Raw genomic sequence first — 8,993 nt, forward strand, 5'->3', positions numbered from 1 at the left:
CTGCCTACTCCGCCGCGCCCCTGAAAGCACTGGCGCCGGTTTCGAACTGCAGCTTGGCCAGCCGTGCATAGATGCCGCCCTTGGCGACAAGGCTTTGATGCGTGCCTTCCTCGACGATCGAGCCCCCATCCATGACCAGGATCCTGTCGGCCTTCAGCACCGTTGCCAGGCGGTGGGCGATGACGATCGTGGTGCGGCCCTGCATCAGCCGTTCCAATGCCGTCTGCACCAGCGTTTCGCTTTCGGCGTCGAGTGCCGAGGTGGCCTCGTCGAGCAACAGGATCGGCGCGTCGCGCAAGATGGCACGGGCGATCGCAACCCGCTGGCGCTGACCGCCTGACAGCGTCACGCCGCGCTCGCCGACTTGGCTGTCATAGCCTTTTTCCAGCTTGAGGATGAATTCATCGGCAAGTGCATCCTTCGCCGCCGTCTCGATTTCGGCCTTGCTGGCTCCCGGCCGGCCGAAACCGATATTGTCACGCGCGCTTGCCGCGAAAATGGTGACGTCCTGCGGCACGATGGCGATGCGCTGGCGGACCGAAACGGGATCGGCCTCGCGCACATCGACGCCGTCGATCAGGATCTTGCCTGTTTCGGGATCGTAAAAACGCAGGATCAGCGAAAACACCGTGCTCTTGCCGGCCCCTGACGGCCCGACGATCGCCACCGTCTCGCCCGGCATGACCTGAAAGCTTAAGCCGTGCACGGCGGCGCGGTCGGGCCTTGCCGGGTAGGAGAAGGAGATATTGTCGAAGACGATCGCGCCCTTGGCGACGGCCGGCAGCGGCTTCGGATCGGCGGGAGCCTGGATCGCCGGCTTCTCGGCCAGGATCTCGGTCAGCCGTTCGGCAGCACCCGCCGCTTGCGCAAGTTCGCCCCACACTTCCGACAGCGCGCCCAGCGCGCCGGCGGCGAACACCGAATAGAGCAGGAACTGGCCGAGCGTGCCTGGCGATATCGAGCCTTCGAGCACGTCGCGCGAGCCGAACCACAGCACCGCCACGACGGACGAGAAGATGGTGAAAATGGCGAAGAAGGTAAGGAAGGAGCGCGCGAAGATCGAGGAGCGTGCCGCCTCGAAAGCAGCTTCCACCGCAGCCGAGAAATGCCCGGTGACCAGCTTCTCATTGGTGAAGGCCTGCAGCGTGCGCACCGCGCCGATCTGCTCGCTGGCATAGGCGGTGGCATCGGCCAGCGTATCCTGCGCCTGGCGTGATTTGCGCCGCACCGAACGGCCGAAGGCGACCAGCGGCAGCACGATCACGGGTATTGCCGCGATGACCAGGCCGGACAGTTTCGGGCTGGTGATGACCATCATCCCCACCGCGCCAAGGCCGAGGATGACATTGCGCAGCGCCACCGAGGCCGTCGCTCCGACCGCCGACTTGACCTGCGTCGTGTCGGCGGCAAGCCGCGACACGATCTCGCCCGACTGGGCGGTGTCGAAGAAGGCAGGCGACAGCGTCGTCACATGGGCAAACACATCGCGCCTGATATCGGCGACGACGCGCTCGCCCAGCGTGATGACGAAATAGTAGCGGCCGGCCGATGCCGCCGCCAGCAGGGCGGCCATAGCCACCAGCGCTGCGAAATATTCGGCAATGAAGGTCGTGCTGGACGACGAGAAGCCATGATCGATCATGCGTCGCACCGCCAGCGGCAGCGCCAGCGTGGTTGCCGCCGCGATGACCAGCGAGATAATGGCGCCGACGACCAGCGTGCGGTAGTGCGTGATGTAGGGGAACAGGCGCTTGAGCGGCTTGAGCGAACGCCGGCGCTCGTCTGCGCTGGTGATTTGCGCCATCCCGATGTTTCCTCCAGCCGTCCTTGGGGTCTGCGCCTCAATATGCGCTTGCCGCGGCCTTGTGATTCAATTCCGGCTGATGTATAGGCTCGCCGACCGTTTTAGAAGCCGTGGCTCCTCAATAGCTGCGGCTTCGAGTTTTAAAAAGGGGCGCATCGACGCAGGCTTATGCCCGTCGCCAGCGCCGGCAAGCCAGGAACCGAACCATGAAGACCGACATCCATCCCGATTACCACACCATCAAGGTCGTCATGACCGACGGCACCGAATACACGACCCGTTCGACCTGGGGCAAGGAAGGCGATACGATGAACCTCGATATCGACCCGACCACCCACCCGGCTTGGACCGGCGGCCAGCAGACCCTGCTCGACCGCGGCGGCCGCCTGTCGAAGTTCAAGAAGCGTTTCGAAGGTTTCGGCATCTAATTGTATGTCGCCCAAAAGTGCGAAGCGGTTTTGGGATAACGACTTGCATCAAGTAAGAACTTAAGCCAAACGAGCTTTCACAGATCGAAAACCCGCCCTTGTGGCGGGTTTTTTGTTGCGGCGCGGTCCTACTCGGCCAGCAATTCCCTTAACGCCATGCGCTTGTAGGCGGCGACCAGCCTGTCGCCCTCCTGCCGCTCAACCGAGATCGCCAGCCGCATGGCGGCCTCGCCCATCTGCCAGACCAGAAACGCCGTGGTTTCCAGTGTCGCCGGATCGGCTGCCGGCCGCAGCCGTTTCAGCACCGCGCTGAGGAATTCGGCGTTGGCGCGGCTGTCGGCGAGTTCGAGCTGGCGCAGCGCCTTGTCGGCCTGCGTGCCCGACCAGATGTCGCGGATCACCGGCTCGGCCAGGAACAGCCGGTAATAGATGTCGACCAACTCTGAAAACGCGGACTGCAGGCCTTCGGCGTCGCTGATGCCAGCCAGTGCTGCCGAAATGCAGGACTGGCTTTCGGCGGTGTAGCGCTCGGCCAGCGCCCAGATGATCGCCCGCTTGTCCGGAAAGAACTGATAGAGCGACCCGATCGACACCCCAGCGCGCTCCGCCACCTCACCCATGCGCATGGCATCGCTGCCTTGCTCGGCGATCAGCGCCGAGGCAGCCGCCAGCATGCGCTCGACCCGCTCGCGGCTGCGCTGCTGGCTCGGCGCCCGACGCGGTGAAGCAGCCTGCTGCTGTGCGGAAACGGGGGTTGCCGCGTCTTCCATACCTGACTCCAAATGCCGCCAAAATCACTTGACTCGAAAAATACGAGGGTTTATCACGTTTTGCAAATGTGAGGATTAATCACGTTTATGCGGAGGAAAGCACAATGGGCATCTGGAGCAACTGACATGATCGCGAAACTTCTTCCCACTCTCATCTTCATTGCCGCACTTGGCTCAGGCGTCGTCGGCGGCGTCTTCTTTGCTTTCTCCAGCTTCGTCATGCCGGGCCTCGCCCGCATGCCAGCCGCAAGCGGCATTGCCGCGATGAATTCCATCAACGTCACAGCGGTGACGCCGCTGTTCATGACAGCACTGTTCGGCACGGCTCTCGTCTGCATCGTTGTCGCCATCGGTGCGGTGATCGGCTGGAACCAGCCAGGCTCGCTCTGGCTGGTTGCCGGCAGCCTGCTCTATCTCATCGGCATCGTGGTGGTGACGATGATCTTCAACGTCCCGCTCAACGATGCGCTCGCCGCCCTCGATCCGGCCAGCAGCAATGGCGCAAGCCTGTGGTCGCGCTACCTCAACGAGTGGGTGATGTGGAACCATGTCCGCACCATCAGCGGCATAGCCGCGCTGGCATCCTTCTGGTTCGCCGCGCGTTGAAAAGGATGGGTGGAGCCACCGATGAAGGATCAATATTCGAATATGGCCTTCGGCATGGCAATCGGAGTTGGTGTCGGTGCCGCGGTCGGCACCGCTCTGGATGACCTTCCGATGGGCGTCGCCGTGGGCATTGCGATTGGCGCCGCCTTCGGAGCGTGGCGACGCAAGTGACGGCAGCGCCGGCGGCCTCTACGCCTTTGTCTTCCGATCGGAATGACCGAGGTCGCGGTCCGGATCAATGACATCGCGGACCAGTTGCTTCAGCTTGGCCGCGTCCGGAAAACCGCCGTCGCGCTTGCGATCCCAGACAAGCACGTCATTGCAGGAAATGGTGAAGATGCCGCCGGTGCCCGGCACCAGCGTCACCTCGCCAAGGTCCGTGCCGAAGGTCGACAGCAGCTCCTGCGCCATCCAGCCGGCGCGCAGCAGCCACTGGCACTGCGTGCAATAGGTGATGCGGATGGCGGGGAGGATCTGCTCGCTCATGCCGGGCTGAGCTCCGCTCATGCCGCGCTGAGCTTGGCCATGGTCTCGTCGTCGACTTCGAAGTTGGCGTAGACGCTCTGCACGTCGTCGTCGTCCTCGAGCGTGGCGACCAGTTTCATCAGCGACTGTGCCCGCTCCTCGTCGACCGGAACGTTGTTCTGAGGCCGCCAGATCAGCTTCACCGATTCTGCCTCGCCGAGCGAGGTTTCCAGAGCCTTCGACACCTCACCGAGATTCTCGAAGGCGCAATAGATGGTGTGGCCTTCCTCGTCGGTTTCCACGTCGTCGGCGCCGGCTTCGATTGCCGCTTCCATGACCTTGTCGGCGCTGCCGGCCGATGCCGGATAATAGATCTCGCCGACGCGGTCCCACATGAAGGAAACCGAGCCCGTTTCGCCCATCGCGCCGCCGGCCTTGGTGAAGGCAGCACGCACATTGGACGCCGAGCGGTTGCGGTTGTCGGTCAGCGCCTCGACAATGACAGCGACGCCGCCCGGGCCATAGCCCTCATAGCGCACGGCTTCGTAATTCTCGGCATCGCCCATCGAGGCCTTGTTGACGGCGCGCTGGATGTTGTCCTTCGGCATCGACACCGCCTTGGCGTTCTGGATCGCCAGGCGCAAGCGCGGGTTCATCGATGGATCGGGCGTCCCGCTTTTAGCGGCGACGGTGATTTCGCGCGCCAGCTTGGAAAACATTTTAGACCGCACCGCATCCTGGCGGCCCTTGCGGTGCATGATGTTCTTGAACTGTGAATGGCCAGCCATGGCACCCCTGTCGTCTTCTCGGCTAGAGCATCGCGAAGCGAAGTGATCTGACCTCGTCTTCCGCAATGCCCGAATTCAAAATTTCAGAGCGTCCCAGGTGCACCTCTTGGAAGCACGGCGTTCTCTGTCGGAATGGCCGGCTTATAGATAAATCGGCTCAATTCGTCCAGCCGCACCGCGCATGCGGCGCAAGACGTGACCTGCTGCGGCCGCTCACGCCTCGAGGTCCGACTTCAGTCGGTCGATGATGCTGAGCGCATGGCCGGCATACTGGCTGATCCAGCGGTCGTGGATCTGCTTGATCGGCAGCGCGTTGAGATGGTTCCAGCGCTCGCGGCCGTCGCGCCGCGCAACGATCAGGTCGGCCTCCTCCAGCACCTTCAGATGCAGCATGACCGTGCAGCGATCGATATCGGGAAAGGCCTCGCACAGCATGCCGGTCGTCTTCGGCGCGTCCTTCAGCTGATCCAGCATTTCGCGCCGGCGCGGATGCGCCAGCGCCTTGAAAACATTGTCGTCTTGCGATCTGCTTGACATGTTATGTTTATATAACATATCTTTGGACCGATCAAGGGAAGGAGCTGTGGATATGTCACTTGGATTCAGTGTTTCCGGACGCATCGGCAAGCCGGTCGCCGACGTCTTCGACGCAGTCGTCAATCCGAAGAAACTGAGCGGCTATTTCACCACGATCGGCGGCGCCAGCGCCCCGCTGGAAGCCGGCGCCGGCGTCGTCTGGTGGGGCAAGGTGCCGGTTGAGGTCGACGAAGTGGTCAAGGACCGCCGCATCGTGCTGCGCTGGGATGCCACCGATGAGGACGGCAAGCCGGCCTACAAAACCCGCATCGAGATGAACTTCGAACCGCTGGACGATGGCGGCACCTTCGTCACCATCGCCGAGAGCGGCTGGCAGGAAGGCGCGGTCGGCCTGAAGAAGTCCTACCTCAATTGCGAGGGCTGGTCGCAGATGCTGGCCTGCATGAAGGCCTATGTCGAGTACGGCATCAATTTGCGCGACGGTTACTACCGCAGCGAGATGAAAGGCGAACCCGCCAACGAGACCAATATCTGACCATTAGGAGCATTCCATGGACATCCACGAAAAACCGACCGCCGAAGCCGGCATGCTGATCCGGCGGCCTGTCGCCGAAGTGTTCGAGGCCTTCGTCGACCCGGCCATCACCACAAAATTCTGGTTTACCCATAGCAGCGGCCGGCTGGACAGCGGCGAGCAGATCCACTGGGAATGGCGCATGTACGGCGTCTCGACGACGGTCGACGTCAGCGAGATCGTTCCGAACGAAAAGATCGTCATGCAGTGGAGCGATCCACCGACCACCGTGGTCTGGACTTTCACCGAAATGCCTGGCGAGACAACTTTTCTCGAGGTTCGCAATTTTGGCTTCGCCGGCGATGGCGACGGGCAGGTGAAAGAGGCCGTCGGCTCAACCGGCGGCTTCACGCTGGTGCTGGCCGGTGCCAAGGCGTGGCTGGAACAAGGCCTGACGCTCGGCCTGATCGGCGACCGTCACCCGAAGGGCGTGCCGGCTAACTGAACCGGCGGGCTTGGGATCGCCGCTTTTCCTGCTCACGACGAGCTTGAGCCCAATTCTCGGCCGGAGCTTCCGGAATGTCCAAGATATCGATCTCGCTGTCAGGCAATTCAGCCAGCTTGGCCAACTGATCGCGCTGATCCTGGCTAAGGTCCCTGCTGCTCATGCCTCAATGCCCGCCGCCCGGCTTCTTGCGCCGCCGCGCCAGCATGTTGAGCCCCTCGACCAATGCCGAAAAGCCCATCGCCGCATAGATGTAGCCCTTGGGCACATGGTAGCCCATGCCGTCGGCGATCAGTGTCATGCCGATCATCAAAAGGAAGCCCAGCGCCAGCATGACAATGCTCGGGTTCTTGGCGATGAAGTTGGCCAGCGGCCCGGCCGCCAGCATCATCACGCTGACCGCCACGATCACGGCGATGTACATGATGGCGATCTCGTCGGTCATGCCGACGGCGGTGATGATCGAATCGATCGAGAAGACCAGGTCGAGCAGCAGGATCTGGAAGATCGCGCCGGCGAGGCTGATCTGCAGCGTCTCGCCCATCATCGTATCCTTGTGGTCGTCGGGATCGACCGTGTGATGGATCTCCTTGGTCGCCTTCCAGACCAGGAACAGGCCGCCGGCGATCAGGATCAGGTCGCGCCAGGAAAAACCATGGCCGAAGGCCGTGAACACCGGCGTGGTCAGCTGGACGATGATCGAAATGGTGGCCAGCAGCACCAGCCGCATGATCAGCGCCGCCGAGATGCCGAGCCGGCGGGCACGGGCCCGTTGTGCTTCCGGCAGCTTGTTGGTCAGGATCGAGATGAAGATCAGATTGTCGATGCCGAGCACGACCTCGAGCACAATCAGCGTCAGCAGCGCGACCCAGGCGGTTGGATCGGACACAAATTGAAAATGCGGCGCCAGGAATTCGATGAGCTGCATGGAGGTCGTCCCCTCTTTTAACGATCTAGAGCAGTGTCGCCGGCAGTTAGGTACTAAGCGTGCCTATATCAATGTCATGACCAGAAGGACGGTGCGGTTTCCTCCAGCCGCGGGCCGCGACGAAACGGCGCGATCCGCTCGGTCAGCCCGGTGCGGTCGGAAATATCGACGCCGACGCCGCACAATGTCGCCGGTCCGGTCGCCGCTTCGAAGCGGCCTTTCGGCACTTTCGACAGGAACCGATTGAGCGGCTCCTCCTTGTCCATGCCGAGCGAGGAATCATAGTCGCCGCACATGCCGGCGTCGGACATATAACCGGTACCGCCATTGAGGATCTGGTGATCGCCGGTCGGCTGGTGGGTGTGGGTGCCGACGACGAGGCTGGCGCGGCCGTCGACGAAATGCGCGAAGCACATCTTTTCCGAGGTCGCCTCGGCGTGGAAGTCGATGATCACGGCATCCGCCTGCTCGCCGAGCGGACAGGCGGCAAGCTCGCGTTCGCCGGCCTGGAAGGGATCGTCGAGTTCGGGATGCATGAACACCCGGCCCATGATGTTGGCGACCAGCACGCGCGCGCCGCTCCTGGCGATGTAGACGCCGGAGCCGCGCCCGGGCGTGCCCTTGGGAAAGTTCGAGGGGCGCAGGAAGCGCTCTTCGCGCGGCGCGAAGGCGAGTGCGTCGCGCTGGTCCCAGACATGGTTGCCGGTTGTGACGACATCCGCACCGGCCGCGATCGTCTCGCGAAAGATATCTTCGGTGATACCGAAGCCGCCGGCGGCGTTCTCACCGTTGACGATGACGAAATCGAGTTTGAAGTCGGAGATCAAGCCGGGCAGCTGTTCCCACACCGCCGTCCGTCCTGTCTTTCCAACCATGTCACCGAGGAAGAGAAGTCTCATATGATCCCGCACCGAAGGTCAGCGAAGCAAAAGCTGCATGACGTCTGTGAAAGATCATGCGTCCTTTTATCTACAATTTTGACGCGAAGCGGCGCAACCCGCTCTCGGTCAGTATTTCCGGAATGACGACGTCATGTTCCTCATCCGGCACCATTGCCACCTCCTGGCAGTCGAAGGCGATGCCGACCAGCCGCGGCGGCTGTCCCTTGTCGATCAGCTTGGCGATGGCGCGGTCGTAATAGCCGGCACCATAGCCGATGCGATGGCCGCGCGCATCGAAGGCGGCGAGCGGCACCAGCATCACCGAGGGGTCGAGCACTTCTGCTTCTTCATGCGGGCCGACCGTGCCGAAACCCATCTCGACCATCGGCGCGCCGCGCACCAGTTCGCGAAAGACGATCGTGGTTTTGTCGAGAATGGCCGGCAGGCAAAGCCGCGCGCCCCTTTCGCGCAAGGCAAACATCAGCGGCCTGACGTCGACTTCCGAGCGCATCGGCCAGAAGCCGGAAACGATCTGGCCCGGCTCAATGTGGAGGTGATCGCGTGCCGTCTCTGCCATTTCAAGCGCGACCTCCACCCGCCAGAATTCGTCGAGCGCATCGCGGCGTCCGAGGGCCTCGCGGCGAAGCTGCTTTTTGAGGTCTTTGAGAGAGGTCATGCAGTCAGGGTAGAAAAGGTCAGATCTGGATGGAGTGTTGGGAGCGACGTTTTCCACCGCAATCATCCACCGAAATGCGGGACGCGTGGCA

Annotated in this window: 13 protein-coding genes; 5 read left to right on the forward strand and 8 right to left on the reverse strand. The window is 62.5% G+C overall.

Going from position 1 to position 8,993, the window contains the following annotated elements:
* Positions 1-4: 4 nt before the first annotated feature.
* Positions 5-1,804 carry an ABC transporter transmembrane domain-containing protein gene (locus tag LB559_RS17470; protein WP_224674598.1) on the reverse strand — a complete coding sequence of 600 codons (1,800 nt, stop codon included), beginning with the start codon at positions 1,802-1,804 and terminating at the stop codon, positions 5-7.
* Between the two features lie 206 nt (positions 1,805-2,010).
* Here LB559_RS17470 and rpmE point away from each other — a divergent pair, with 206 nt between their 5' ends.
* Complete coding sequence (gene rpmE / locus LB559_RS17475) at positions 2,011-2,232, forward strand: 50S ribosomal protein L31 (RefSeq protein ID WP_013529118.1); 222 nt, start codon at positions 2,011-2,013, stop codon at positions 2,230-2,232.
* A 128-nt stretch (positions 2,233-2,360) separates the two neighbouring features.
* On the opposite strand, the gene LB559_RS17480 is transcribed toward rpmE, so the two are convergent.
* Positions 2,361-3,002: a TetR/AcrR family transcriptional regulator gene (locus LB559_RS17480; protein ID WP_224674599.1), complete on the reverse strand. Its 642-nt coding sequence runs from the start codon at positions 3,000-3,002 to the stop codon at positions 2,361-2,363.
* A 126-nt stretch (positions 3,003-3,128) separates the two neighbouring features.
* Here LB559_RS17480 and LB559_RS17485 point away from each other — a divergent pair, with 126 nt between their 5' ends.
* Together LB559_RS17485 and LB559_RS17490 are read left to right on the forward strand one after the other, a co-directional pair.
* Positions 3,129-3,608, forward strand: a complete 480-nt coding sequence (locus LB559_RS17485; RefSeq protein WP_013529116.1) for a DUF1772 domain-containing protein — start codon at positions 3,129-3,131, stop codon at positions 3,606-3,608.
* Between the two features lie 21 nt (positions 3,609-3,629).
* Positions 3,630-3,779, forward strand: a complete 150-nt coding sequence (locus tag LB559_RS17490) for a hypothetical protein (RefSeq protein ID WP_013529115.1) — start codon at positions 3,630-3,632, stop codon at positions 3,777-3,779.
* 18 nt (positions 3,780-3,797) lie between these two features.
* Here LB559_RS17490 and LB559_RS17495 read toward each other — a convergent pair whose 3' ends face one another.
* From LB559_RS17495 to LB559_RS17505, 3 genes are all read right to left on the reverse strand, one after another.
* Positions 3,798-4,094: a SelT/SelW/SelH family protein gene (locus LB559_RS17495; protein WP_127218697.1), complete on the reverse strand. Its 297-nt coding sequence runs from the start codon at positions 4,092-4,094 to the stop codon at positions 3,798-3,800.
* A gap of 17 nt (positions 4,095-4,111) precedes the next feature.
* Entirely contained in the window at positions 4,112-4,861 is a 750-nt protein-coding gene (locus LB559_RS17500; protein ID WP_013529113.1) for a YebC/PmpR family DNA-binding transcriptional regulator, read from the reverse strand.
* Positions 4,862-5,074: 213 nt separating this feature from the next.
* The gene (locus tag LB559_RS17505; RefSeq protein WP_024502907.1) at positions 5,075-5,398 is read right to left on the reverse strand and encodes an ArsR/SmtB family transcription factor; all 324 of its coding nucleotides are present in this window, start codon (positions 5,396-5,398) and stop codon (positions 5,075-5,077) included.
* Between the two features lie 52 nt (positions 5,399-5,450).
* Here LB559_RS17505 and LB559_RS17510 point away from each other — a divergent pair, with 52 nt between their 5' ends.
* On the forward strand, positions 5,451-5,933 hold the full coding sequence (locus LB559_RS17510; RefSeq protein ID WP_013529111.1) for an SRPBCC domain-containing protein: 483 nt from the start codon (positions 5,451-5,453) through the stop codon (positions 5,931-5,933).
* 16 nt (positions 5,934-5,949) lie between these two features.
* A complete protein-coding gene (locus tag LB559_RS17515; protein ID WP_127369214.1) occupies positions 5,950-6,417 on the forward strand; it encodes an SRPBCC family protein in 468 nt (155 codons plus the stop codon).
* 166 nt (positions 6,418-6,583) lie between these two features.
* Here LB559_RS17515 and LB559_RS17520 read toward each other — a convergent pair whose 3' ends face one another.
* The 3 genes from LB559_RS17520 to LB559_RS17530 all read right to left on the reverse strand — a co-directional run bounded on the left by LB559_RS17520 (position 6,584) and on the right by LB559_RS17530 (position 8,902).
* Entirely contained in the window at positions 6,584-7,345 is a 762-nt protein-coding gene (locus tag LB559_RS17520; RefSeq protein WP_013529109.1) for a TerC family protein, read from the reverse strand.
* 74 nt (positions 7,346-7,419) lie between these two features.
* The gene (locus tag LB559_RS17525) at positions 7,420-8,244 is read right to left on the reverse strand and encodes a YmdB family metallophosphoesterase (RefSeq protein WP_024502904.1); all 825 of its coding nucleotides are present in this window, start codon (positions 8,242-8,244) and stop codon (positions 7,420-7,422) included.
* 70 nt (positions 8,245-8,314) lie between these two features.
* Positions 8,315-8,902, reverse strand: a complete 588-nt coding sequence (locus tag LB559_RS17530) for a 5-formyltetrahydrofolate cyclo-ligase (RefSeq protein WP_024502903.1) — start codon at positions 8,900-8,902, stop codon at positions 8,315-8,317.
* Positions 8,903-8,993 lie beyond the last annotated feature (91 nt).

The organism is Mesorhizobium sp. BR1-1-3 (genome assembly GCF_020165455.1).
Lineage (GTDB): Bacteria > Pseudomonadota > Alphaproteobacteria > Rhizobiales > Rhizobiaceae > Mesorhizobium > Mesorhizobium ciceri.